Here is a 281-nt window from a genome sequence, read left to right as displayed (position 1 = left end):
ACCATACCTGGACTCCAATATAAATTTGGAGGTATATATCCATCATTTCCAAAAGATAGCTATACAACATAATCATTGACATTTATTATCGCTTATTTCTTTCCTTATATTTTTCATTTAATATTTTAGAAGATATTCTTATTCCCTTTTCAGATATTAAAGATAATATTTCATTATTTTTCTTAACAAAACCTTCAATAATTTTTTCTGCAATTTTTGAATTTTTATATGAATCATTTTTTGGATCAAAATTCTCAAAATTAAATATTGGATATTCATTT

Annotated in this window: 1 protein-coding gene; it reads right to left on the bottom strand. The window is 22.1% G+C overall.

Annotated features, from left to right (window positions below):
• Positions 1-85 precede the first annotated feature (85 nt).
• The coding region (locus LUA84_RS01055) for a hypothetical protein (protein ID WP_231434026.1) at positions 86-281 on the bottom strand (196 nt) is incomplete at its 5' end.

The organism is Candidatus Nanopusillus massiliensis (genome assembly GCF_920984865.1).
This window is presented reverse-complemented; position numbering and strand designations above follow the sequence as displayed.